The sequence below is a fragment of the Saccharopolyspora hirsuta genome (assembly GCF_008630535.1).
In the GTDB taxonomy this organism is placed as follows: Bacteria; Actinomycetota; Actinomycetes; order Mycobacteriales; family Pseudonocardiaceae; genus Saccharopolyspora; species Saccharopolyspora hirsuta.
In genome coordinates this window covers 49,716-73,005 of sequence record NZ_VWPH01000001.1, presented here as the reverse complement: position 1 = coordinate 73,005, position 23,290 = coordinate 49,716, and the positions used below count along the sequence as shown (strand labels likewise).

The 23,290-nt window shown below is 70.1% G+C and carries 24 protein-coding genes, 1 tRNA gene and 1 CRISPR repeat array; of the genes, 14 read left to right on the top strand and 11 right to left on the bottom strand.

The genetic code is table 11. The annotated features are described in order from the left end of the window. The first annotated feature begins 79 nt into the window (after nt 1-79). From F1721_RS00325 to F1721_RS00300, 6 genes are all read left to right on the top strand, one after another. Nucleotides 80-862: a GntR family transcriptional regulator gene (locus F1721_RS00325; protein ID WP_281288725.1), complete on the top strand. Its 783-nt coding sequence runs from the start codon at nt 80-82 to the stop codon at nt 860-862. A gap of 242 nt (nt 863-1,104) precedes the next feature. Then, a complete protein-coding gene (locus F1721_RS00320) occupies nt 1,105-2,007 on the top strand; it encodes a sugar phosphate isomerase/epimerase family protein (RefSeq protein WP_150064466.1) in 903 nt (300 codons plus the stop codon). 102 nt (nt 2,008-2,109) lie between these two features. Beyond that, entirely contained in the window at nt 2,110-3,129 is a 1,020-nt protein-coding gene (locus F1721_RS00315) for a Gfo/Idh/MocA family protein (RefSeq protein ID WP_150064465.1), read from the top strand. A 21-nt stretch (nt 3,130-3,150) separates the two neighbouring features. Then, nucleotides 3,151-4,005, top strand: coding sequence for a sugar phosphate isomerase/epimerase family protein (locus tag F1721_RS00310; protein WP_150064464.1), 855 nt, complete (start codon nt 3,151-3,153; stop codon nt 4,003-4,005). 312 nt (nt 4,006-4,317) lie between these two features. Then, nucleotides 4,318-5,757 (top strand): sugar porter family MFS transporter, encoded by a 1,440-nt coding sequence (locus F1721_RS00305; RefSeq protein ID WP_150064463.1) that lies wholly within the window; start codon nt 4,318-4,320, stop codon nt 5,755-5,757. A 2-nt stretch (nt 5,758-5,759) separates the two neighbouring features. Then, nucleotides 5,760-6,119 (top strand): universal stress protein, encoded by a 360-nt coding sequence (locus tag F1721_RS00300; protein ID WP_150064462.1) that lies wholly within the window; start codon nt 5,760-5,762, stop codon nt 6,117-6,119. Nucleotides 6,120-6,150: 31 nt separating this feature from the next. Here F1721_RS00300 and F1721_RS00295 read toward each other — a convergent pair whose 3' ends face one another. After that, nucleotides 6,151-7,149, bottom strand: coding sequence for a LacI family DNA-binding transcriptional regulator (locus F1721_RS00295; RefSeq protein ID WP_150064461.1), 999 nt, complete (start codon nt 7,147-7,149; stop codon nt 6,151-6,153). Nucleotides 7,150-7,373: 224 nt separating this feature from the next. On the opposite strand from F1721_RS00295, the gene F1721_RS00290 reads away from it, so the two are divergent. Together F1721_RS00290 and F1721_RS00285 are read left to right on the top strand one after the other, a co-directional pair. Then, the gene (locus F1721_RS00290; protein ID WP_150064460.1) at nt 7,374-8,375 is read left to right on the top strand and encodes a Gfo/Idh/MocA family protein; all 1,002 of its coding nucleotides are present in this window, start codon (nt 7,374-7,376) and stop codon (nt 8,373-8,375) included. Then, entirely contained in the window at nt 8,372-9,268 is an 897-nt protein-coding gene (locus tag F1721_RS00285; RefSeq protein WP_150064459.1) for a TIM barrel protein, read from the top strand. Before F1721_RS00290 ends, F1721_RS00285 begins: the two co-directional genes overlap by 4 nt. On the opposite strand, the gene F1721_RS00280 is transcribed toward F1721_RS00285, so the two are convergent. Next, on the bottom strand, nt 9,250-10,272 hold the full coding sequence (locus F1721_RS00280; RefSeq protein ID WP_211840262.1) for a LacI family DNA-binding transcriptional regulator: 1,023 nt from the start codon (nt 10,270-10,272) through the stop codon (nt 9,250-9,252). The genes F1721_RS00285 and F1721_RS00280 overlap by 19 nt on opposite strands. A 242-nt stretch (nt 10,273-10,514) precedes the next feature. On the opposite strand from F1721_RS00280, the gene F1721_RS00275 reads away from it, so the two are divergent. From F1721_RS00275 to F1721_RS00260, 4 genes are read left to right on the top strand one after another with little or no spacing between them, the layout of a single operon-like run. Then, entirely contained in the window at nt 10,515-11,696 is a 1,182-nt protein-coding gene (locus F1721_RS00275) for a Gfo/Idh/MocA family protein (protein WP_150064457.1), read from the top strand. Between the two features lie 32 nt (nt 11,697-11,728). Next, on the top strand, nt 11,729-12,742 hold the full coding sequence (locus tag F1721_RS00270; RefSeq protein ID WP_150064456.1) for a sugar phosphate isomerase/epimerase family protein: 1,014 nt from the start codon (nt 11,729-11,731) through the stop codon (nt 12,740-12,742). A 5-nt stretch (nt 12,743-12,747) separates the two neighbouring features. Further along, a complete protein-coding gene (locus F1721_RS00265) occupies nt 12,748-13,128 on the top strand; it encodes a VOC family protein (protein ID WP_246153948.1) in 381 nt (126 codons plus the stop codon). Between the two features lie 42 nt (nt 13,129-13,170). Then, complete coding sequence (locus F1721_RS00260; protein ID WP_150064455.1) at nt 13,171-14,589, top strand: sugar porter family MFS transporter; 1,419 nt, start codon at nt 13,171-13,173, stop codon at nt 14,587-14,589. 224 nt (nt 14,590-14,813) lie between these two features. Here the strand turns inward: F1721_RS00260 and F1721_RS00250 are convergent, their stop codons facing one another. Then, nucleotides 14,814-15,638, bottom strand: coding sequence for an SAM-dependent methyltransferase (locus F1721_RS00250; RefSeq protein WP_150064454.1), 825 nt, complete (start codon nt 15,636-15,638; stop codon nt 14,814-14,816). 388 nt (nt 15,639-16,026) lie between these two features. On the opposite strand from F1721_RS00250, the gene F1721_RS00245 reads away from it, so the two are divergent. Next, nucleotides 16,027-16,275 carry an SHOCT domain-containing protein gene (locus tag F1721_RS00245; protein WP_150064453.1) on the top strand — a complete coding sequence of 83 codons (249 nt, stop codon included), beginning with the start codon at nt 16,027-16,029 and terminating at the stop codon, nt 16,273-16,275. Here F1721_RS00245 and F1721_RS00240 read toward each other — a convergent pair. After that, nucleotides 16,272-17,237 (bottom strand): tyrosine-type recombinase/integrase, encoded by a 966-nt coding sequence (locus F1721_RS00240; protein WP_150064452.1) that lies wholly within the window; start codon nt 17,235-17,237, stop codon nt 16,272-16,274. The two genes, F1721_RS00245 and F1721_RS00240, sit on opposite strands and share 4 nt — an antisense overlap. A gap of 54 nt (nt 17,238-17,291) precedes the next feature. Then, nucleotides 17,292-18,506: a M20/M25/M40 family metallo-hydrolase gene (locus F1721_RS00235; RefSeq protein WP_150064929.1), complete on the bottom strand. Its 1,215-nt coding sequence runs from the start codon at nt 18,504-18,506 to the stop codon at nt 17,292-17,294. Between the two features lie 137 nt (nt 18,507-18,643). Here F1721_RS00235 and F1721_RS00230 point away from each other — a divergent pair. Beyond that, nucleotides 18,644-18,729, top strand: a tRNA-Leu gene (locus F1721_RS00230). Here F1721_RS00230 and F1721_RS00225 read toward each other — a convergent pair. From F1721_RS00225 to cas7c, 6 genes are all read right to left on the bottom strand, one after another. Then, nucleotides 18,694-19,299, bottom strand: coding sequence for a hypothetical protein (locus F1721_RS00225; protein WP_150064451.1), 606 nt, complete (start codon nt 19,297-19,299; stop codon nt 18,694-18,696). The genes F1721_RS00230 and F1721_RS00225 overlap by 36 nt on opposite strands. A gap of 88 nt (nt 19,300-19,387) precedes the next feature. Beyond that, nucleotides 19,388-20,269: direct repeats of the CRISPR family, unit length 37 nt; unit sequence GTTGCGATCCTCGCCAGCCCGCTGGGGCTGGCGCCAC. Between the two features lie 125 nt (nt 20,270-20,394). Beyond that, a complete protein-coding gene (gene cas2 / locus F1721_RS00220) occupies nt 20,395-20,685 on the bottom strand; it encodes a CRISPR-associated endonuclease Cas2 (protein ID WP_150064450.1) in 291 nt (96 codons plus the stop codon). Between the two features lies 1 nt (nt 20,686). Beyond that, a complete protein-coding gene (gene cas1 / locus F1721_RS00215; RefSeq protein ID WP_150064449.1) occupies nt 20,687-21,703 on the bottom strand; it encodes a CRISPR-associated endonuclease Cas1 in 1,017 nt (338 codons plus the stop codon). Beyond that, nucleotides 21,696-21,962: a CRISPR-associated protein Cas4 gene (locus tag F1721_RS35260; RefSeq protein WP_281288723.1), complete on the bottom strand. Its 267-nt coding sequence runs from the start codon at nt 21,960-21,962 to the stop codon at nt 21,696-21,698. Before F1721_RS35260 ends, cas1 begins: the two co-directional genes overlap by 8 nt. Next, nucleotides 21,932-22,336 (bottom strand): CRISPR-associated protein Cas4, encoded by a 405-nt coding sequence (locus tag F1721_RS35255; protein WP_281288722.1) that lies wholly within the window; start codon nt 22,334-22,336, stop codon nt 21,932-21,934. Before F1721_RS35255 ends, F1721_RS35260 begins: the two co-directional genes overlap by 31 nt. 5 nt (nt 22,337-22,341) lie before the next feature. Then, a complete protein-coding gene (gene cas7c, locus F1721_RS00205; protein WP_150064448.1) occupies nt 22,342-23,232 on the bottom strand; it encodes a type I-C CRISPR-associated protein Cas7/Csd2 in 891 nt (296 codons plus the stop codon). Nucleotides 23,233-23,290 lie beyond the last annotated feature (58 nt).

Sequence of the window (23,290 nt, the reverse complement as noted above, 5' to 3'; positions counted from 1 at the left end):
CGGCGGGCCGGAACACTGTCAAGACTTTGTCAGTACATAATTACTTAATGATGTCGAGCGTTCTTGGTACCGTGTGCAGGTGACCTCGACAAAGAGACGTCGGAGCCCGAAGCCGCCCTGGGACCCGGCCACCCAGATCTCCGTGGACCACCGCAGCCCGGTCCCGCTCTACTACCAGGTCGCCAGCCAGATCGAGGAAGCCATCGACTCCGGCGCCCTGCCGGTCGGTGCGCGCCTCGACAACGAGGTCGACCTCGCCGCCCAGCTCGGGCTGTCCCGCCCCACCGTCCGGCAGGCGATCGGCTCCCTGGTCGACAAGGGACTGGTGGTGCGCAAGCGCGGCGCCGGCACCCAGGTCGTGTTCAACCGGGTCAAGCGGTCGCTCGAACTGAGCAGCCTCTTCGACGACCTCAGCCGGATCGACCAGCAGCCCACCACGAAGGTGCTGGTCAACGAGATCATCACCCCCTCCCCCGAGATCGCGCACATCCTCGGCATCTCCGAGCAGGACAAGGCGCTGCACCTGCAGCGGGTCCGCTCCGCGCGCGGTGAACCGATCGCGCGGATGCAGAACTACCTGCCCGCGGGGCTGATCGAGCCGGACGACGACCTGCTCGAAGAGCGCGGGCTCTACCAACTGCTGCGCGCCGCCGGGGTGCAGCTGCACGCCGCCCACCAGACCATCGGCGCGCGCGTGGCCACCGAGACCGAGGCCGAACTGCTCGACGAGCCCGCGGGCGCCGCGCTGCTCACGATGGAGCGCACCACCTACGACCAGAGCGGCAAGGTCGTCGAGTACGGCTCGCACGTCTACCGCGCCTCGCGCTACTCGTTCGACCTCTCGCTGCGCGGCGACACCTGAGGCGGCCGCGGGACCGACCTCGCGCCCAAGTTGCTCAGTACGTAAATATGTCAGGACTTTTTCTTGACAGGTGTGTTCCGGCGGTGAAAACTACCGGCTACCGAACGGCGACGCGTTCCGCGCCGCGCCCACCGGCAGAGCACCGGGCCGCAGGCGCGCGAACCCCGCCGGGACAACACCACCTCCCCACCTGAACACCCGGCCGGTTCGGCAGCGCCGCCTGCCGGGGGGGAAGGGCACCGATGAGCAACGACGCCCGCCTGCGGATCGGTTCGGCACCGGACTCCTGGGGGGTCTGGTTCCCGGACGACGACAAGCAGACCCCGTGGCACCGCTTCCTCGACGAGGTCTCCGAAGCCGGCTACGAGTGGATCGAACTCGGCCCCTACGGATACCTGCCCACCGACCCCGAGCAGCTGCGCGACGAGCTCGGCACCCGCGACCTCACGCTCTCGGCGGGCACCTGCTTCACCGGCTTCCACCGCGGCGACGTCTGGGCCGAGACCTGGGAGCACGTCCGCCAGGTCGCAGAGCTGACCAGCGCGCTCGGCGCCGAGCACATCGTGGTCATCCCGGACATGTGGCGCGACCCGGCCACCGGCGAACAGCTGGAAGACCGCACCCTCAGCACCGAGGCGTGGACGGCGCTGGGCAAGGGCACCGACCGGCTCGCCAGGGCGCTGCGCGAGGAGTTCGGCGTGCAGCTGCAGTTCCACCCGCACGCCGACAGCCACGTCGACACCCAGGAGCACGTCGAGCGCTTCCTGGAGATCACCGATCCCGACCTGGTGACGCTGTGCCTGGACACCGGGCACATCGCCTACTGCGGCGGCGACAACCTGGCGCTGATCGAGAAGCACCCCAGCCGCATCGGCTACCTGCACCTCAAGCAGGTCGACCCGGAGGTCCTGGCCGGGGTGCGGGCCGAGGACCTGCCGTTCGGGCCCGCCGTGCAGCGCGGCGTCATGTGCGAGCCACCTGCCGGGGTGCCGGACCTGGAGCCGATCATCAAGGCCACCGAGAACCTCGACGCCGACCTGTTCGCGATCGTCGAGCAGGACCTCTACCCGGTCCACCCGGACGTCCCGCTGCCGATCGCGCGCCGCACCCGCGACTACCTGACCCGCTGCGGCACCGGCCGCTGAAGGACCGCCCCTCGCGGCCGTCCCGCTCGGGTGGTCGACCTGCGCAGCCCGAGCGGCCGCGCCGCTCCCCAGTCGAAAGCCATTGCGGCACAGGAGGATTTCATGAGCGACCAGGACCTGCGGGTCGGTCTCATCGGCGCCGGGAAGATGGGCGCCGATCACGCGCGCCGCATCCACGAGCGGATCAGCAATGCCCGGCTGGTCGCCGTCGGGGACCCCGACGGCGAGCGCGCGGCGCAGGCGGCGGCCGGTACCGGGGCCCGCGCCGAGCAGGACCCCTTCGAGGTGATCGGCGCGTCCGATGTGGACGCTCTGGTGATCGCCTCGCCCGGCGCGGTTCACGAACCGCTGCTGCTGGCGGCGATCGAGCGGGGCATCCCGGTGCTGTGCGAGAAACCGCTGACCCCGGACTCGAAGTCCTCGCTGCGGGTCGTCGAAGCCGAGGAAGCGCGCGGCAAGCACCTGGTGCAGGTCGGGTTCATGCGCCGCTTCGACCCCGAGTACGTCGAGCTCAAGCAGCTGCTCGGCACCGGCGACCTCGGCCGCGCGCTGCTGCTGCACTGCGCGCACCGCAACGCCGAGACACCACCCGGCTTCACCAGCCAGATGATGATCTACGACTCGGTGGTGCACGAGTTCGACACCACGCGCTGGCTGCTCGACCAGGAGATCAGCGCGGTGTCCGTGCGGTGGCCGCACTCCTCGGGGGCCGCGCCGGAAGGTTTGCTCGACCCGCAGGTGGTCACCATCGAGACCACCGGCGGCGTGCTGGTCGACGTGGAGATCTTCGTCAACTGCGGGTTCGGCTACCAAGTGCGCTGCGAGGCGGTCGGCGAGCGGGGCACCGCGCTGATCGGCGCCAGCAGAGGTCCGCTCGTCCACCAGAGCGCCCGCTGGGGCGGCGCCGTCCCGCAGGACTTCCGCGACCGCTTCGGCGCCGCCTTCGACCAGGAGTTCCAGCGCTGGGCGCACGCCGCCCGCCGCGGCAGCACCGACCCGGCCGCCGCGGACGCCTGGGACGGCTACGCCGCGGCAGCCGCCTGCGAGGCGGGCGTCCAGGCCCAGGCCACCGGCCAGCGCACCGAGGTCGAGCTCGCCGACCGCCCCGACTTCTACTCCTGACACGCCACCCGAGGAGTCACCGTGAAAATCGCACTCGACCCGCACATGTTCCGGTTCACCCCGCTGCTCGAACTCCCCCGCCTGGTGGCCGAACTCGGCTACGAGTGGATCGAGCTGTCCCCGCGCGAGGACTTCCTGCCCTTCTTCAAGCACCCCCGCGTCGACGACGCCACGGTCCGCCGGTTCCGCCGGGAACTCGACGCGGCCGGGGTCGGCGTCGCCTCGGTGCTGCCGCTGTACCGGTGGTCCGGCCCGGAGGACGAGCAGCGCGAAGCGGCCGTGCGCTACTGGAAGCGCGCCATCCAGATCACCAGCGACCTCGGCGTCGACGTGATGGTCTCGGAGTTCAACGGCCGCCCGGAATCGCCCGACCGCAGCGAGGGCCAGTTCTGGCGGTCCGTGGAGGAGCTGCTGCCGATCTTCGAGCGCGAGGGCATCACGCTCAAGCTCGAACCGCACCCCGACGACTTCGTCGAGGACGGTCACGTCGCGGTGGACATGGTGCGCGGCATCAACTCGCCGAACGTGCAGTTCCTCTACTGCGCGCCGCACACCTTCCACATGGGCAACGACGCGCCGGGCATCATGAAGCGCGCCGGCGACCTGCTCACCCACGTGCACGTCGCGGACACCTTCGACCACACCGCGTCGTCCGGGCTGCGCTACATCGTCAACCCGCCGGGCTCGCCCGCCCGCATCCACCAGCACCTCGACATCGGGCAGGGCGAGGTCGACTGGGACGAGTTCTTCGGCTGCCTGCGCGACAACGACTTCGACGGCATCATGGTCGCCTGCGTGTTCGCCTGGGAGGACCGGGCCCGCGAGTCCTCGATCTACATGCGCGAGAAGATCGACGAGTACGTCAAGACCTGGTGAGCACTTCCGCCGTGCTCCGCTGCGGGTCGGGCGGAGCACGGCGCCCCCAGCCCGACCATGTCGATATGTCTTGACAAACTTGTGTGACCGGCAGCATAGTACGGACGTCGCCGCGCCACCTCGGGGCGCACCAGGCGAGAACGGCCGAGGCTGAACCCGGTTCCCCGGCCCATCCGCGCATCGACCTCGCGAACCCGGACGATGCGGCCCATCCGCCACCACGGGCGTCCCGCGATCCGCCGACGCCCAGCCGCGCACGAGACCGGCACCTCCCCCTCGGGAAGCACTGCTGGCCACACCGAAGGACCCACGATGCCTTCCACCCAGAGCGAGACGACAACGCCACCCGTCCCCCCGGAGGCCCCCGGCCCGCATCGCCGCCGCCTGCGCATGGTCACCCTGATCGCCACCTTCGGCGGCCTGCTCTTCGGCTACGACACCGGCGTCATCAACGGTGCGCTGCCGTTCATGACCGAGGACCTCGGCCTGACCCCGGTGACCGAGGGGCTGGTCACCAGCTCGCTGCTGCTCGGCGCCGCGCTGGGCGCGATCGTCGGCGGCCGCATCTCCGACCAGCGCGGTCGCCGCCGGAACATCCTGCTGCTGGCCGTGGTCTTCCTGATCGGCACGCTCGGCTGCACCTTCGCCCCCACCACGGCGGTCATGGTCGGGTCCCGGTTCGTGCTGGGCCTGGCGGTCGGCGGCGCCTCGGTCACGGTGCCCACCTACCTGGCGGAGATCTCGCCCGCCGAGCGGCGCGGGCGGCTGGTCACCCAGAACGAGCTGATGATCGTCTCCGGGCAGCTGCTCGCGTTCACCTTCAACGCCGGGATCGCCGCCGCGCTCGGCGACAGCGCGCACGTGTGGCGCTGGATGCTCGTGGTGGCAACGCTGCCCGCAGTGGCCCTGTGGTTCGGGATGCTGGTGATGCCGGAGAGCCCGCGCTGGCTGGCTTCCCAGGGCCGCTTCGGCGAAGCGCTCGACGTGCTGCGCCAGGTGCGCACGCCGCAGCGGGCCGAAGCCGAGCTCGCCGAGGTCGAGCGGCTGGCCGCCGAGGACAAGCAGTCGCAGACCGGCGGCTGGCGGGACCTGGCCACGCCGTGGATCCGGCGGCTGGTGCTGGTCGGCATCGGCATCGCCGTCGTGCAGCAGATCAGCGGCGTCAACACGATCATGTACTACGGCACGCAGATCCTGCAGACCTCGGGCTTCTCCGCCAACGGCGCGCTGCTGGCCAACATCGCCAACGGGGTCATCTCGGTGCTCGCGACCTTCGTCGGGATCTACTTGCTGGGCAAGGTGAACCGGCGTCCGATGCTGCTCGCCGGTCAGCTCGGCACCACCTGCTCGCTGCTGCTGGTGGGCGTGGTGTCGCTGGCGCTGCCGGAGGGCACCGTCCGCGCGTTCGTCGTCCTCGCCCTCACGGTGACGTTCCTGGCCTTCCAGCAGGGCGCCATCTCACCGGTCACCTGGCTGATGCTCTCGGAGATCTTCCCGCTGAAGCTGCGCGGTTTCGGCTTCGGCGTCGCCGGGTTGACCCTGTGGCTGACGAACTTCCTGGTGGGCCTGACCTTCCCGGTGCTCGTCGCCGCGCTCAGCATATCGACCACGTTCTTCCTCTTCGTCGGGCTCGGGATCGTCGCGATCACGTTCGTGGCCAAGTGCGTGCCCGAAACCCGCGGCCGTTCCCTGGAAGGCCTGGAAGCCGAACTGCGCACCAAGTACACCCACCCTGCTGTGCGAGGGAGTTGACGATGGCTGTTCTCGTCGCGGTCACCGATTCCGCGGAAGGCGATGTCGCGCTGCGCACCGCGGCCGCCGAAGCCGACCTGCGCAACACCGGACTGCTGGTGGCCAACCTCCGGCTCAACCCGATCGCCGACCTGCCCAGCGGAGTCGACGTGCGGGTGCTGGAGCGCGAACCCGGCGTCGACGTCGCCGACCACGTGCTCGACCTGCTCGACGAGCACCACGAGGAGGTCGAGCTGCTGGTCATCGGGATGCGCAAGCGCTCCCCCGTCGGCAAGCTCGTGCTCGGCAGCCTCGCCCAGCGGCTCCTGCTGAACGCCGACGTGCCGGTGCTCGCGGTCAAAGCACCGACCGAGAACGCCTGACCGCTCCGGCGATCGGCGTGGAGCCGCGCCCTCAGCTCCTCGGCACCCCGGTGGTGCCGCGCACGACCAGCTTCGGCTGCAGGAGGTGGCGGACCGGCTCCACGCGGCCGTCGCGGATGCGCTGCAGCAGCGCCTCGGCGGCGAGCCTGCCCATCTCGCGGCGCGGCTGGTCGATCGTGGTGAGGCCGATGCGCGCGAGCGCGGCCAACGAGGTGTTGTCGTAGCCGACCACCGAAACGTCCTGCGGCACCCGCAGTCCCGCCTCGTCGAGCGCGGAGATCGCGCCCACCGCGTTGAAGTCGTTGGCGGCGACGATCGCGGTGGGCAGCGGGTCGAACCGCTCCAGCAGCTGCCCGGCGGCCTTCGCCCCGGCGCTGTCGGTGTACTCGCTGCTGAGCACCGCGGGTTCCAGGCCGTGCTTGCGCATCGCCCCGACGTAGCCGCGCTTGCGGACCGCCGCCTGCGAGCCGCGGCCGCCGTCGAGGTGCACGATCCGGGTGTGGCCCAGCGCGACGAGGTGGTCGACGACCACCTCGGCACCGGCCTTGCCATCGTCGTTGACGGTGTCCACGGTGGACAGACGGGAATCGCGCGCCACGAGGACGACCGGAGCCTTGTCCGCGGCGGCGGCGATGTCGGAGGCGGGCACAGCGGCGCCGAGCAGCACGAGACCGGCGGGCCGGAACGACAGCAGGCTCTGAACGGCCCCGCGCTCGCGCGCGACGCTGCGGCCACCGGTGTTGATGATCAGCTCGAAGCCCTCGCTGCGGGCGACCGCGTCCAGCCCGTCGACGATCTCGGCGAAGAACGGGTTGTGCAGGTCGGAGACCATCACGCCGAGCAACGTCGAGGTGCGCGAGGCCAGCGACCGCGCCACGGCGTGCGGCGAGTAGCCGAGCTCCTCGGCGGCCCGCAGCACGGCTTCCCGGCGTTCCCGGCTCACCTTCGGCGAATCCCGCATGACCAGCGAGACCAGCGCCCGGGAGACCCCGGCGCGCGCCGCGACGTCCTCCATGGTCGGCCGCGCCATGCGGACCTCCTCAGGGGAAACAGGGTCTTGACACCGACGTGAAGGAGCTTACACCATTGGAGCGCTCCAAAATTAGAGCGCTCTAACGCTGCGAGCGCAGTGGGCCGCCAGCGGTGCGGGAATCCCCCGGCACCGCTGCGGGTTCTCGGAAGTTCCGCCGCCGCAGCGCAATCCCCCTGGAATCGCGCTCACCTCCTCCCAGACGAAACGAGGCCGTAGCCGAGATGAAGATCGGAGTAGCCGGGGTCGGCCGGATCGGCTCCATGCACGCCGCGAACCTCGCCGCCCTGCCGGACGTGGACCAGCTCCTGCTGTTCGACCCGGTGCCCGGCCGGGCAGCGGACGCCGCTGCCGCGCTCGGCGGCGCGGTCACCGCAGTGGACACTGCGGACGAACTGGTCGCCGCCGACGGCGTGCTGGTCGCAACGCCCACCGACACCCACCCCGAACTCGTGCGCCGGGCGATCGCCGCCGCAACGCCCGTGCTGTGCGAGAAACCGCTCGCGCCCGACCTGACCGAGATGGCGGCGCTGGTCGAGGAGATCGAGACGTCCGGGGTGCCGGTGCTCGTCGGCTTCCAGCGGCGGTTCGACCCGGCGACCGCCGAACTGCACCGACGGCTGCGCTCCGGCGAAGCCGGATCGGTCTACCTGGTGCGCGCCGTGTGCAACGACCACCTGCCGCCGCCCGCGGAGTTCGTGGCCACCTCGGGCGGGCTGTTCCGGGACTGCCTCGTCCACGACCTCGACGCGGTGCCGTGGCTGGTCGGCGACGAGGTCACCGAGGTCTACGCGGCCGGATCGGTGCTAGTGGACCAGGCGTTCGCCGACGCGGGCGACGTGGACAACGCGATCGTGGCGCTGCGCTTCGCCGGTGGCGCGCATGCCCTGCTGTCGGCGTCCCGGCACGACCCGGTCGGCTACGACTGCCGCCTGGAGGTCTTCGCCAGCGAGGACTCGCTGGCCGTCGGCTGGGACGGGCGAACGCCGCTGCGCTCCCTCGAATCCGGTGGTCCGCACCCCGAAGCGCCGTGGCAGTCGTTCACCGAGCGCTACCACGACGCCTACGTCAACGAGATGAAGGTGTTCCTCGACGTGATCACGGGCCGCGCCGCCAACCCGTCGCCGCCCCGCGAAAGCCTCACCAGCTTCCGGTTGGCGCTGGCGTGCGAGGAATCGGCGCGCACCGGCGCCCCGGTGTCGCTCGCCGCGGAGGTGGCCGCATGACCGCCGGGTTCAAGATCGCCGGAGCCCCGATCTCCTGGGGCGTCAGCGAAGTTCCGGGATGGGGTCGCCTGCTGGCGGCCGATCACGTGCTCGCCGAGATGGCCGAGCTGGGGCTGCGGGCCACCGAACTGGGACCGCCCGGCTACCTGCCGGACCCGCAGTCGGACCTGGCCCGCCACGGCCTGGACCTGGTCGGCGGCTTCCTCGCGGTGCCGCTGCACGACGCGGCCACCGCGCGGGCCAGCGTCGACGCCGCCGCCCAAGCCGCCGAGCAGATGGCGCGCTGCGGCGGCGAAGTGGTGGTGCTGGCCGCCGCCACCGGCCTGACGGGCTACGACGAGCGACCCGCGCTCGGCGACCAGGAGTGGCGCAGGCTGATCGAGACGGCCGATCGCATCGCGGAGGTCGTCGCCGGGCACGGGCTGCGGACGGTGCTGCACCCGCACGTCGGCACCCACGTGGAGACCGAGGAGGAGGTGGAGCGGTTCGTCGCGGACTCTCCGATGCCGCTGTGCCTGGACACCGGGCACCTGCTCATCGGCGGAACCGACCCGGTCGCCCTGGCGCAGCGCCATCCCGGCCGCATCGGGCACATCCACCTCAAGGACGTGCGCGCCGATCTCGCCGAGCAGGTCCGCGCCGGAGCCGTGCCGTTCACCGCCGCCGTCGCGCAGGGCCTGTTCGTCCCGCTCGGCGACGGCGACGTCGACACCGAGGCGATGCTCCGCGCGGTGCACCGGGCCGGGTACGCGGGCTGGTACGTGCTGGAGCAGGACACTGCGCTCGACGAGCGGTCCCCCGTCGACGTGCCCCGTCGCGACACCGCGCGCAGCCTGGCCCACCTGGACCGGATCTTCGCCCGGTTGCCGGAGGATCAGCCGGATCGCGGGTGATCAGGTCCCGGCGCGGTGGTCCCCCGGATCACGAGCCGGGCGGGGGTGACGACCTCGGCGGCCGCGACCGGGCCTTCGGCGCGCAGGATGGCGCGGTCCACGGCCGCGGTCGCCAGGTGGGCGGCGTCCTGGCTGACGGAGGTCAGCTGGATCGAGGCCAGCGCCGCCATCCGGGTGTCGTCGTAGCCGATCACCGAGACGTCGCCGGGGACGGCCACGCCCCCGGCGCGCAGGGTGAGCAGGACGCCGATCGCGATCATGTCGTTGTGCGCGAGGATCGCGGTCGGCATCGGCTCCCGCCCGTCGAGCATCGCGGTCGCGATCTCGACCCCGGACTCCTCGGTGGGGCGACCGGCGATCACCCGGGTCCGCGCGTCGAGGCCGTGCCCGGCCATCGCGTCGAGGTAGGCCGCCCGCCTGGTCGAGCTCATGACCATCGCCCCGCCGTCGATGTAGGTGATGTCCCGGTGACCCAGCTCGACGAGGTGCGCGACGGCGTCGGCGATGCCCTGGTGGTCGTGCGAGCGCAGCGAGTCGACGCCGGTCACGCGCAGGTCCGAGCCGATCGTGACCAGCGAGGCGCGGGCCGCCAGGTCCGCCAGCTGCTCGTCGCGGAGCTCGGGGCTGATCAGGATCAGCGTCTCGCACCGGTCCCGCAGCAGGTTGTCGATCGCCTCCGGTTCCGAGCGGCTGGACGTGGTGGCGCTGAGCACGAGCCCGTAGCCCCGGGCGTCCGCGGCGCGGTAGAGGTGCTCGATCACCTCGGCGTGGAAGGTCTGGTCGACCGAGAAGGTCACCCCCAGCAGGCGGGACTTCTGCTCGCGAAGCAGCCGGGCGCGCTGGTCGGGCTGGTATCCGAGGCGGTCCGCGACCGCGAGGACGTGCGCCCGGGTCCGCTCCGAGACCCCGCGCTCTCCGCGCAGCGCCACCGACGCCGAGGCGACCGAGGTCCCGGCGGCCTTCGCCACGTCGACGATCGTCGTCCGCCCGTTCTTCCCCGCCACGCGAGCCCACCTCTCCCGCCCGCCCGGAAACCGGGCCGACACTTTGTCTTGACATAAGCACCATGTCTGCATAGTGTTTGCCACCACAGATTACCGGAACGTTCTGGTAACCCAGCGCAGCCAGCTGCTCGCCTCTCCCCACCGCGGCCGCGCGCTGCAGCCGCCCGGTGATCTCTCGTCTGAACAGGCCTTTCCCCGCACCGACCAGGCACGGTCCCGGGACGCAGGAGGAAGCGGAAACGATGTCGAAACAACCACTGTCCGTCGCCGTCATCGGCGCTGGCATGGCCGGACGCAGCCACGCCGCCGGGTACCGCCAGGTCAACACCGTCTTCGGCGACGGACTCCCACCGGTCCGGCTCGCCGCGATCGCCGACGCCAACACCGAGCTGGCGGCCGACGCCGCCCGCCGCTACGGCTACGAGAAAGCCGTCTCCAGCTGGGAGGAGATCGTCGAGGACCCGTCGATCGACGCGGTCAGCATCGTCGTCGGCAACGCCCTGCACCGCCCGATCGCCGAGGCGCTGATCCGGGCGGGCAAGCACGTGCTGTGCGAGAAACCGCTGGCGGGTTCGCTGGCCGACGCCGAGGCGATGGTGGCCGCCGAGCGGACCGCCGAGGCGGTGACCGCGGTGGGCTACACCTTCCGCCGGTCCCCGGCGATCTCCGCGATCCGCGACCACGTGCGACGCGGCGAGCTGGGCGAGCTGACCCTCTTCAACGGCCGCTACTGGTGCGACTACGCCACCGATCCCCGCAGCCCGCTGAGCTGGCGGTTCAAGGGCGGCCCGGGCAGCGGGGCGCTCGGCGACATCGGCGCCCACGTCATCGACGTCGCCGAGCACGTCTGCGGACCGATCACGTCGGTCTCCGGCGGCGCGCTGTCCACGCAGATCCCGAAGCGACCGCTGCCGCTGGGGCCGGTCGTCGGGCACAACGCGGCACCGGTCGGCGACGAGGTCGGCGAGGTCGAGAACGAGGACACCGCCGTCTTCACAGCGCGGTTCCAGTCCGGGCTGACCGGGTCGTTCTCGGTGTCCCGCACCGCATTCGGCCTGCCCAACGGGCTCGCCTTCGACGCCTGCGGGCTCTCCGGCCGCGCGTCGTTCGACTGGCACCGGCCCGCCGAGTACCTCTTCGACGACACCCAGCCCGAAGCCCGCACCCGCGGCGCCCGGCAGGTCATCGCCGGTCCGCAGCTGCCCTACTTCGCCGGCGGGTACCCGATGGAGGCTCCCGGCGTCGGCGGCGGCAACGCCGAGATGTTCGTCTACCAGTGCCGCGCGTTCCTCGACCAGGTCACCGGAGCCGCGGACCCGCTCCCGCCGTGCGCCACCTTCGCCGACGCCCTGCACACCATGAAGGTCGCGCAGGCCGTCGTGCGCTCCGCGGAGCGCGGCGGAGCGGCCGTGGACGTCGACTGAAAACCCCACCGCACAAGACGAAAGGCCCCGCCATGCCGCTCAAGCTCGGCGCCTACACCGCCTGCCTGCACGACCGACCGCTGGAAGACGCCCTGGACTTCCTCCGGGACAACGGGTTGACCTCGGTGGAGGTCAACACCGGTGGTTTCCTCCCCGCGCCGCACTGCCCGGTGGACCTCCTGCTGTCCTCGGCCGACGCCCGCCGGGACTACCTCGCGCTGTTCGCCGCGCGCGGCATGGAGCTGACCGGGTTGAACTGCAACGGAAATCCGCTCAACCCGCTGCCGGGCGTCGGCCCGAAGCACGCCGAGGACCTGCGGCGCACCATCCGCCTCGCGGGCCTGCTCGGCGTCAAGAACGTGGTGACGATGTCGGGCACGCCCGGCTCGGATCCCGACGCGAAGTACCCGTCGTGGGTGGTCAACCCCTGGGACGGCGTGTACATGGACGTGCTGGACTACCAGTGGGGCGTGGCGGCGGAGTTCTGGACCGAGATCGACGCCCTGGCCCGCGCCAACGACGTCCGGGTCGCCATCGAGATGCACCCGCACAACCTGGTGTTCTCCCCCGTCACGCTCAAGAAGCTGGTGGAGCTGACCGGGGCCACCAACGTGGGAGCCGAGATGGATCCCTCGCACCTGATGTGGCAGGGCATGGACGTGGTCGCCTGCATCCGCGAGCTGGGCCCGCTGGTGTTCCACGCCGCGGCCAAGGACGCGATGCTCTGCCCCGGCGTCGACGTGCGCGGTGTGCTCGACACGTCCTTCGCGCGGGTGCCCGCCGACGCCCCCGGCAAGGTTCCCACCGGGATCGGCTTCTGGTGCAACGCCTGGCCGGAGAACCCGGCCTGGAAGTTCGTCGCGGTCGGCATCGGCCACGACACCGCGTACTGGGCCGAGTTCCTCGCCGCGCTCGCGGAGGTCGACCCGGACATGGCCGTCAACATCGAGCACGAGGACACCGCCTACTCCCAGACCGAGGGGCTCGCGCTGGCCGCCGAGAACCTGCTCGCCGCCGCGGCGGAACTGCGGTCCGCGGTCGGGTGAGCCCGGTGGGCCCCGGGGGAATCCACCACGTGTCGCTGATGGTCCGGGACCTCGACGACGCACTGGACTTCTACGTCGGTGCGCTCGGCCTGCGCCAGCGCACCGACCGGCCGGACTCGCCCGTGCGCGGTGCCTGGCTGGACGTCGGCGACCAGCAGCTGCACCTCATCGAGGGCGAGCCGCCGCCAGCGACCGGCCAGCACTTCGCGGTGCGCGTCCCCGACCTTGCGGCGGCGCTGGACCTGCTGCGCAGCCGCGGCGTGGCGGTCGGCGAGCCGATCGCGCTCGGCACCGCCGAGCAGGCCTTCCTCCACGATCCGTCGGGAAACGCCGTCGAACTCCACGAATCCGGCGCCCCGCGCCACCCCGCCCCAGACGTCCGCTGAGGACGAAGCAACCGAAACCCCCAACGATGGAGGTTCGCCCCGATGAGCAGCACGCGAACGCCCCGAAGACGCCCCGCAGCGCCTGCCGAAGCGCCCGGCCCGCACCACCGGAGGTTGGGCCTGGTGGCCGTCGTGGCCACCTTCGGCGGGCTGCTGTTCGGCTACGACACCGGCGTCATCAACGGCGCGCTGGAACCGATGAAGACCGATCTGGGGCTCACCCCCGTCACCGAGGGATTCGTGGTGAGCATCCTGATCTTCGGTGCCGCGCTCGGGGCGGCGATCGGCGGCAGGCTCGCCGACCGGCACGGCAGGCGGCACAACATCCTGCTGCTCGCCGGGATCTTCGTCGTCGGCACCGTGGGCTGCGCCGTGGCGCCGAACTGGCAGGTGCTCGCGGTGTTCCGCTTCGTCCTCGGCTTCGCGGTCGGCGGTGCGTCCACCACGGTCCCGGTCTACCTCGCCGAGGTCGCCCCGGCGGAGCGGCGCGGCAGCCTGGTGACCCGCAACGAGATCATGATCGTGTCGGGCCAGTTCGCGGCCTTCCTGGTCAACGCGTTGATCATCAACCTCTGGGGCGAGCACACCTCGGTGTGGCGCGCCATGCTCGTGGTGGCCGTGCTGCCAGCGATCGCGCTGCTCATCGGCATGCTGCGGCTGCCGGAGAGCCCGCGCTGGCTCGCCTCGCGGGGGCGGGACGCCGATGCGCTGGCGGTGCTCGAGCAGGTCCGCTCGCCGGAGCGCGCGACGGCCGAGATGGCCGAGGTCCGCGCGCTCGCGGAGCAGGAGCGGCAGTCGCAGACCGGCGGCTGGTTCGACCTGGCCGTCCCGTGGATCCGGCGCCTGGTGCTCATCGGCGCGATCCTGGGCATCTTCCAGCAGCTCACCGGCATCAACTCGATCATGTACTACGGCACGCAGCTGCTGCAGACCGCTGGTTTCTCCGGCAACGGCGCGGTCATCGCCAACACCGCCAACGGCCTGTTCAGCGTGCTCGGGGTCAGCGTCGGCATCGCGCTGATCAACAGGATCGACCGGCGCACCATGCTGATCGGCGGCTTCGCGCTGATCACCGCGTTCCACGTCCTGGTGGGCGCCTCGTCGCTGCTGCTGCCGGACACCGCCGCCAAGCCCTACGTCATCCTGCTGTTCGTGGTGGCCTTCGTGTTCTCCATGCAGGGCACCCTCGGCCCCCTGGTGTGGCTCATGCTCTCCGAGATCTTCCCGCTCAAGATCCGCAGCTTCGCCATGGGCGTGTGCGTGTTCACCCTGTGGCTGGCCAACGCCGCCGTCACCTTCGGCTTCCCCCCGACGGTCGCGGCCCTGGGCATCGCCCCGACGTTCTTCGTCTTCGCCGCCATCGGCGTGCTGGGCATCATCTTCACCGCCACCCAAGTCCCGGAAACCCGCGGCAGAACCCTGGAGGAGTTCGAAGCCGAGGTCCGAACCCGGTACTCGTGACCGCGGGGAATCCCTTCGGGTCGCTACCGCGGAGCACGTCCGTGGTAGCGACCCCGGCGGGTCAGTTCGACGATCTTTCCCTCACCGATCCGGGCGTGGTAGAGGTCCAGGTTCATGTGCCTGCAAGGGCTGTCGACGACGCGCACGAGAGCGCGTGTCGTCGTTGATCCCTCCCCCGGACCACGATGCATCCACCGGCCGGGTTTGCGTCGGCGCTCCGGGCGTCAGCGGCCGCGCGGTACGCCGACCGCGGCCAAGCAGGCCGACAAGCGCGGGTCGTCCTCGGCGGGCAGCGGCGTGTCCGGGCGCCAGAGCGCCGGGTAGGTCAGCCCCGGTTCCACCAGCTCGAAATCATCGAGCAGAGCGCTGATCTCAGCGCGGGTGCGCGCCTTCATCGGTTCGGCCAGGTGGGCGTTGAAGATCGCCTCTCCGCGGCTGATCTCCTCCGGGAAGTCCTCGTTGGTGATGTGCGAGAACACCAGCAGCGAGCCGGGGGCCATCGCCGCCCGGTACCGGGCCAGGATCGCCGCCGGGGCGTCGGCGTCGTTGAGGTAGTGGGCCATCGCGACCATCAGCACCGCGAGCGGGCGGTCGAAGTCCAGCAGTCGACGCGTCTCGGGATGCTCCAGGATCGCATCGGGGTGCCGCATGTCCGCCTGGAGCGCGACGGCACCCTCGTTGCCGTCGAGCAGCCGACGGGAGTGCGCGACCGCGACCGGGTCGATGTCGACGTAGACCACCCGCGCGGCCGGGTCGTGCTGCTGGGCGACCTCGTGGACGTTGCCCACCGTCGGCACGCCCGACCCCAGGTCGAGGAACTGGTCGATGCCCTGCTGCTGGCAGAACCGCACCGCTCGCTGCAGGAACGCCCGGTTGTCCCACGCGGAGCGCTCAGCAGCCGGGGAGATCCGGCGGAACTCGTCGTGGACCTGGCGGTCGACGGCGAAGTTGTGGCTTCCGCCCAAGCCGTAGTCGTAAACCCGGGCGGGGCTCGCAACCGTGGTGTCAACGCCCTCCGGAACCCAACTCTCCGCGAACCCGCTGTCCATGCCGCTCTCCCCCGCCCGTAGGTGCAACCCCGATTCCGCACCGGTTATACCGGCAGCCCCGCACCGGTGACCAGCCCCGCGATCCCCCGCTTCCCGACCGCAGAGCCCGTTCAACCAGCGGGCGATCCGTCGCGCCTGGCGGATTCGCGGGTGGCGGGCTCGCGGTGAGCGGCGCGGGAGGCGTTCCGTGATCGTTCAAGGCCTCGAACGCCGAGTCGGTGCTGGTCCCGGAGGCGTTGAACCGTTCGAGGTGGAGCCGGTCGGCGACGGCTGGTCCTCGGCGGGCCGACCAGCCGAGCTCGGCGGTGACCATCGCCCCCTTTGCCGGTGGCGACGCTGGTCGGACAGTGGTGGTGGGCGCAACTCGCAGCTGTGGGAGGGCGGCGCGATGTACTACGGAGGCGGATGGGGTCTGTGGGGCATGCTGGCGATGACCGTGAGCACGGTGCTGTTCTGGGCGCTGGTGGTCATCGCGATCGTCGCGCTGGTGCGCTACCTCCAGCGCACGACGAGGACCGAACCCCGAGCGAGCCGCGCCGAGGAGGTGCTGGCCGAGCGCTTCGCCCGCGGGGAGATCGACGAGGAGGAGTACCGCCGGCGCCTGGAGACGCTGGCGGAGCACAGACGCCGGGCCTAACCGCCGGAGAGCTCGCCGAGCACGTGCAGCGTCCGGTTCGCCCGCACCGACATCCGCTGCTCGCGGGCGGTCACGTCGATGTAGGTCTGGCTGGAGTTGATCGACGAGTGGCCCAGCAGCTTGGCGATCTCGGCGGCGTTGGCCCCGTCCTCGGCGAGCCGGGTGGCGAAGGTGTGCCGCAGGGCGTGCACCATCGCGCCGGGCTGCACCCGGTCGGACACCCCGGCGGCCCGCAACGACTGACGCACCAGGTACTGCAGCCCGCCGCGCCGGAGCCGCTCGCCGCGGTGGTCGACGAACAGCGGTTCGCCGCCGGGCAGCCGCTCGCCGAACCGCTCCCGCCGCGACCGCAGGTAGTTCTGGATCAGCACGTCCAAGGCGTCCTCGATCGGGATGGAGCGGTTCTTGCCGCCCTTGCCGTGCACGTGCAGCCGCCGGTCGCCGCTGCGCCCGGCCAGCGACGCCACGGTCAGCTCCAGCAGCTCGGCCGAGCGCACGCCGGTGCACAGCAGCGTGGCCAGCACCGCGAGGTCGCGCTCCGGCCACGGGTTGCGCGCCCGCCGGGCCCCCGCGGCGACCATCCGCAGCAAGCGCTCGGGCGTGTCCTCGCCCTGCAGCGGCTTCGGCGTCGAGGGCGCGTTGCGCGGTTTGGGGACGACCTGCATCGGGTTGCCGGGCACCGCGCCCTCGACCACCAGGAACCCGAAGAACCCGTTCCAGGTCGACCAGGCCCGGGTCACCGACGAAGCCGACCGGGCCGCGGCGAACCGAGCGAACGCCGAGCGCAGCACGGAGGCGTCGACCCGCTCCACCGGCAGCCGGTCGGCGGTGGTGCCGGTGAGCTCGACCAGCTCACCGGCCACCGACTCCAGGTCGCGGCGGTAGGCCCGCAGCGAGTTCGCCGCCAGCTTGCGCGCCTGCAGGTGCTCCAGGTAGGTCTCGATCAAGCGCGCCAGGTCCACGCCGCACCTCCCCGATGATCAACTCGGGTGGATGAAACCAGACACCACCGACACTCAGCTGCTGCGGATGAACCGGTCCAGCACCCGCACCCCGAACTGCAGCGCATCCACCGGAACCCGCTCGTCCACGCCGTGGAACAGCGAGGAGAAGTCGAGGTCGGCGGGCAGCTTCAGCGGGGCGAACCCGTAGCAGCTCATGCCCAGGCGGCTGAACGACTTGGCGTCGGTGCCGCCGGACATCATGTAGGGCAGCGCCTTGGCCCCCGGGTCCTCGGCGATCAGCGACGCGCTCATGGCGTCCACGATCCGGCCCTCGAACTTGGTTTCGACCGGCGGCAGCCCGACCCACTCGCGCTCCACGTCGGGGCCGAGCAGCTCGGCCAGCTCCCGGTCGAACGCCTCCTCCCGGCCGGGCAGGATCCGGCAGTCCACGGCGGCCTCGGCGACCGACGGGATGACGTTGTGCTTGTACCCGGCGGTGAGCATCGTCGGATTGGCGGTGTCGCGCAGCGTGGCCCCGACCATCCGCGACAGGTTGCCGAGCTTGGCGACGGCCTCGGAGAGCCTGGTGACGGCGTTGTCGTCGTGCACCATCGACCCGTGCCCGGCCCGCGCCCGGACCCGCAGCTTCAACCAGCGGATGCCCTTCTCAGCGCTCTGCACCAGGTAGGCCCGCACGCCGTCCTTGAGCGTGACGGAGAACCCGCCGACCTCGCTGATGGCCTCGGTGCACCCCTCGAACAGCTCCGGCCGGTGGTCGACCAGCCACTGCGCCCCGTGGAAGCTCCCGGCCTCCTCGTCGGCGAGGAACGCGAAGACGATGTCCCGGGGCGGCACGATGCCGTCCCGCTTGAACCGCCGAGCGATGGCCAGGCTCATGGCCACCATGTCCTTCATGTCGACCGCGCCCCGGCCCCACACGTACCCGTCCTGAACGGCCCCGGAGAAGGGGTGCACGGACCACTCGGCGGGATCGGCGGGCACCACGTCCAGGTGCCCGTGCACCAGCAACCCGCCCCGGCTGGAGTCGGCGCCGGGCAGCCGCGCGATGACGTTGCCCCGCCCGGGGTGGTCGCCGGACTCGACGTAGGTGACCTCGTACCCGACCTCGCTGAGCTTGCCGGCCACGAACTCGGCGGCGGCCCGCTCGCCCACGAGCGTCTCGGGATCACCGGTGTTGGTGGTGTCGATGCGGATCAAGTCGCTGGCCAGGCCGACAACCTCCTCCTCGGCCAGCCGCAACCCCGCCTCATGATCAGTACCGGACATACCGCTGTGCTCGCTCACCAGGCATTTCTATCACCCGAGCCGCTAAGAGGGGGGTCCCGTTGGCCCCCGGATGACCATGGGCTAATCTATCTACACAACACAGCGGGAACACCCCGGGAACGAGGGCGGCCCGAGATGTCCGAGTGGCGGAATGGCAGACGCGCTAGCTTGAGGTGCTAGTGCCCGGTTAAAGGGCGTGGGGGTTCAAGTCCCCCCTCGGACACGATGAAATCCCCACACTGCTTGGATCAGGATCAACCTGGACTTCTGCAGTGTGGGTTTCTTTGTTGTAAACGATCCTGACTCCCAGAGCGCGGTAGACCGACGCCTTGTGGTCCGGGGTGGCGCTGCGCAGGGAAGCCGCGGTCTCACGGCATGCGCCGAGCATCTGCTGGATCGACGTCGGTGCGATCTTCGCAGGCCGGGATCTGTTGCCGCGTAGCGCGGCCTGTGCCTTCAGCTTCTGGGCTTCGGCCTCTGCGATCCAGCCGGCGATGACACCAGCGTCATTTCCCTGGTCGAGAGCTTGCCTGTATTGATCGAGCTTGCGCTCGCAGTCCTTGACGGTCCTTCGAGCGGATCGAAGCGCTTCGGTGTCCCCACCGGTGTCCTGTTCTGCCGCTGCCACCAGGCGGGCGACGGTGTCCTCGATCTGCTCCTCGGTGAACAAGCGGGCCAGCCACCCATCAAGTTCGGGCAGGATGTCGATCTCGCGGAAGTAGACATTGCGTGGGTGGTCCAGCTTGTTGGCCAGCGCGTACTCCTGCATGTAGCGGCAGCGGTAGTTCCTCACCAGCGCCGACCTGCCCTCCTCCGTGACGTGGCGCGACGACGGCGAGAACCTCAGAACCTCGCTAGCGAGGCATCACGGGCCAGGGGAAGTTGCGATCCTCGCCAGTCGGCTAGGGCTGGCGAGGATCAGGGCCGGCGGCAGCAGCCCGCTGGGGCTGGCGCCACACGACCCCGGACACCTCGGACTCAACATAGGGGATATTGCGATCTTCGCCAGCCCGCTGGGGCTGGCGCCACCGCTGGGGTTGGCCCGCTCCGGGGCTGCGGCGGCGTTGCGATCCTCGCCAGCCCGCTGGGGCTGGCGCCACGCGCCCTCGTGGATGCCACTGCGCACTCAACCGATCCGGTTGCGATCCTCGCCAGCCCGCTGGGGCTGGCGCCACCCGGGATGTGCCTGCAGTCGCACCGAGGGTGCCGCCGGTTGCGATCCTCGCCAGCCCGCTGGGGCTGGCGCCACCTGCCCTAGCGTGTCTGGACTCATGCAGTCCCCCTAAGTTGCGATCCTCGCCAGCCCGCTGGGGCTGGCGCCACCGTCGATCTCCAGCACCGCCTCCGCGCCGGAGAGGTCGTTGCGATCCTCGCCAGCCCGCTGGGGCTGGCGCCACGGAACGCCTCCCGCAGCCGCTGCAGCTCCTCCCTGTTGTTGCGATCCTCGCCAGCCCGCTGGGGCTGGCGCCACGACTTGTCGTCTCAGGACCCTGCGCTGGCGACCTGGTTGCGATCCTCGCCAGCCCGCTGGGGCTGGCGCCACAGCGGATGCCGGGGACCCTTCGAGATCGCGTCATCGTTGCGATCCTCGCCAGCCCGCTGGGGCTGGCGCCACCGGCGCGGCGTCCGGCGCTGCTGACGTCCTGGCAGGGGTTGCGATCCTCGCCAGCCCGCTGGGGCTGGCGCCACAGCTGATATGCCGAACGGCACGCTTGTGGTCGATATCGTTGCGATCCTTGCCAGCCCGCTGGGGCTGGCGCCACCTTGCGTAAGCAGGGGTTTACGTGGTTGATGTTGGTGGTCGTGACGGTTTTGTTATCGACTTGCGCGGGATTCACTTCGGAAGGTGCTGGGGTGTCGCGGGACGCTTGGGGTTCCGAAGTGGGGTTCAGTAGATGAGTGGGTCGTGGTGGGGTGCTGGGGGTGAGTGCCCGAGGTGTTGTGCGGTGTCGAGTGTTCCGCGGTGAAGGGTGTAGATGCGGATGCTGTCGTGCTCGGTGGAGATGATGTCGAGGAGGCGGTGGCGCATGGTGATCCAGTCTGCGTCGGTGCAGACGATTTCGAAGACGGATTTCTGCACACGGATTCCGTAGGATTCGCAGATTTTGGCTACCTGGCGGAGTCTTCGACGCCCAGCTGGTGTTGTGGTGTCGACGTCGTAGGTGACGAGGAGTTCCATATCAGCTGGCGATCCATGGGGTGTAGAGGGGACGGTCGCCTCGCAGGTGGCGGGATAATAGGCGAGCCTGAGTGAGGGGCAGGAGCGCTGCGGGGACGTCGCGTCCGAGTTCTCGGTGCAGCCAAGGGCGTTCTCGTGCCTTGGACCATTCGTTGAGGAAGAATTTGCGGCCTTCGTCGGTGAGTGCGACTCCTCCTGCGGGGTCGGTGATGGTGTGTGCGCTGGTGATCTGTTTGCGGTTGAAGAGAGTGAGGACGAGACGGTCGACGAGGAGGGGGCGGAATTCTTCCATCAGGTCAAGTGCGAGGGAGGGTTTGCCCGGCCGGACGCCGTGAAGGTAGCCGATGCAGGGGTCGAGGCCGGCTTGTTCGAGGGCTCCGGTGGTGGCCACTCGAAGCATGCCGTAGCCGAAGGACAGCAGGCAGTTGAAGGCGTCCTGGGGTGGGCGCCGAGTACGGCCAGCGGGGGCGTACGGGGTCAGTTTCGGTAGGGCCTGGAAGTACGTGCGGGCGGCGTTCCCTTCGATGCCGAGGAGTTCGGTGAGGGTGGAGGCGCGTGCGGCAGCGGTCAAGGATTCGGCGTGGGTCGCTGCTACCGCACGGATTTCCTCACGTTGTGGTGGTTCGAGATCACGGGCGGCGCGGAGGAGAAGTTGGCGGTAGTTCTGGAGTTTGCCGGCGACGATGGTCCGTGCGATCGACAGGCGCCGTTGTGGGTCGTCGTAGGCGCGGGTCTGTTCCAAGCGCAGTAGTGGGTTCCCGGATTGGTTTCCGGTGACGCGGGCGAGGAATCGGCCGTTGCGGGACATCCAGGTGATGCCGCGGTGGTCTTCGGCGCTACGCATGATGAGGTCGTCGCTGACGTCGACTCCGTTCCACACCACGATGTGCTCGATGCGCAGCAGCGGCAGCACGTGCCGGCCTGGTTTGTCCGGGTGGTAGATGCGGACTGTGTCTCCCTCCAAGTGCAGGCTGGTGCCGGGCGTGGTGACGAACAACGTGCGGAGAAGTTCAGTCATCCCATTTCCCCAGTGGGTGCGGAGTGAACAGCGTCGTGGGGTGAAAGCCTGCATCGGGCATGCAGCCACTGTGGAGTGAGCAGCGACGACAGCGAGTGTCGTTGACCGGTGGTGGAACGGAGCCTTCTCGCAGGAGTTCACGAAGTTCATGGATGGTGGTGCGGGTTCGCTGTTCCAGTGTGGAATCGACTATGACGTTGTATCGACGCCGGTGCTTTCCCGCGAAGATCACGCCGTTGGGAACGTCGGCGTTGAACATGCTGCGCAGGCAGAGGACTTGAGCTGCGACTTGCAAGTCCGCGGGCTTCCAGGTCGGTAGCTGCCGGATTTGTGCTCGATCGGGATCGGGCCCTCGGTCCGGAATTCGACGACGTCGCAGACTCCGTGTATGCCGAGTTCTGCCTCGGTAACCGGTAACGCGTGCCAGCATCGAGTTCCGTCGCGGGAGATGCTGGGGCCGGCGTGGTCAACGACTTCATGGGAGAGATGGCCGCGTTGAGTGTCGGCGTTGTCGGCGAAGTAGCGGTCGAGGTGGATGAGTGCGGCCTGCCGCCGGCAGTAGGCGAAGTGCTCGATCGCGGAGATCGGGACACTCGCCCACTGCTGGTCGGCAGGGTCGTCGTCGGAGATCACGGTGGTCAGGCGATGAGCGTAGTGGCGGTGATTCCGTTGGGGAGGTTGTCGTCGTCGAGGGAGACGGTGTAGTCGGCGAAGCTGCGCGGGGGCTCGGAGGTGTCACCGGTGCGGTTGATGCGGACCCGGTCGGTGAGGGTGTGGGCTGGAGCGTTGCCGAAGGCGTTGTCGTGGCTGAAGACGTAGAGGCCGCGGGCAGTCATAGTGCCTCGGGTCGCAGAGCGGTCGTGGTCGAACATCATTTCCAGGCATCGGTAGAGGAGTTCGAGGTCGCGAGCGTCGACGCCGGTCTGGGTGCCGCGGGAGGCCGAGTAGTAGATCTTGGCGGCGTAGAGGGCGTAGGGCACGGTCCACTTGCTGCCGAACTCGGTGCTCTCGCCTTTGTCAATGTCGGCCTGGGTGGTCTGGGTTATACGGGTGATGGTGTGCTGCTGGGCGACGATGGGGTCGATGCTGCGGGCGTTGGTGACTTGCACGGGCCCGTAGATCTGGCCCAGTGCCTTGGTCTCGCCGGTGTTGAGGACCGCGCCGAACAGGCGGATGTCGGCGTAGCGGTGGGCAAGCCAGGAGCGTGCGGTGCGCAGCTCGTCCGGGGTGAGCCGCTTCTTCTTGGTGTCGATGTTGTTGACACTCATCGTTTCGGCCAGGCGAGTGTTCAGGGCGTGCCCGGCTTCGACGAAGATGCTGTACCGGTCAGGGTCGTTGGCCGCCATCGGCAGGATGTTGCGGACTTTGCGCTTGAGGGCGACGTCGGTGACCAGACCGTGTCCGGTCTCTTCGTCCATGCGGGGTCGGTTGCTGAAGTCGGGGTCTCCGTTGGGGTTTCCGTCGGCGATGTCGAACAGGAAGACCATGTCGTGCCGGACTGCGGGGTCAAGGTGGGTTTCGGTACTCATGTCTTCTCCATAAGGTCGTCTTGATGGCCCGGCTGTTACGGGCCGGGGTGAGGTGTGC